This is a genomic window from Paenibacillus sp. EKM212P (assembly GCF_011066115.1).
Lineage (GTDB): Bacteria > Bacillota > Bacilli > Paenibacillales > Paenibacillaceae > Paenibacillus > Paenibacillus polymyxa_B.
On record NZ_JAAMNR010000048.1, the window covers coordinates 1 to 508 of the forward strand.

The window sequence follows — 508 nt, forward strand, 5'->3', positions numbered from 1 at the left end:
TGGTGGTCGATCCGGCCCAAATACTCAATGCTGCCGTCTGGCAACCACCGTGCCAGGTCGCCCGTCCGGTACATCCGGTTTGCGTGAGTGCTGTCCGCTTGATCGGCTGCATCAGCGAACGGATTCGGGATGAACTTCTCTGCCGTCAGCTCCGGCAAGTTCAGGTATCCTCGTCCGACACCTGCACCTCCGATATAAAGCTCACCTGCGATACCGATCGGCACCAGCTGTTGCTGGCTGTTCAAGATGTACACAGACTGGTTCGCTATCGGCGTTCCGATAGATACCGTATGCTCCCCTTTTTCCAGCAGTACGTTCAGGGACTCTACATCTTCAATCGTATAAGCAGTCGCATCTACCGTGGTTTCGGTCGGACCATACACGTTCGTAATGACCGGACGATACCCGGACCACTTGTGCAGGAACACATTTACCAGCTGCACGGATAATGCTTCGCCACCGATCAGGTAATGCTTCACTTCCGGCGCTTCCGTCACATTGACGCTTT

The 508-nt window shown here is 54.9% G+C and carries 1 protein-coding gene; it reads right to left on the minus strand.

What is annotated here, in order from left to right; genetic code table 11:
* Window positions 1-508: AMP-binding protein (locus G9G54_RS24900; protein ID WP_165179946.1), on the minus strand; the 508-nt coding region annotated here is incomplete at both ends.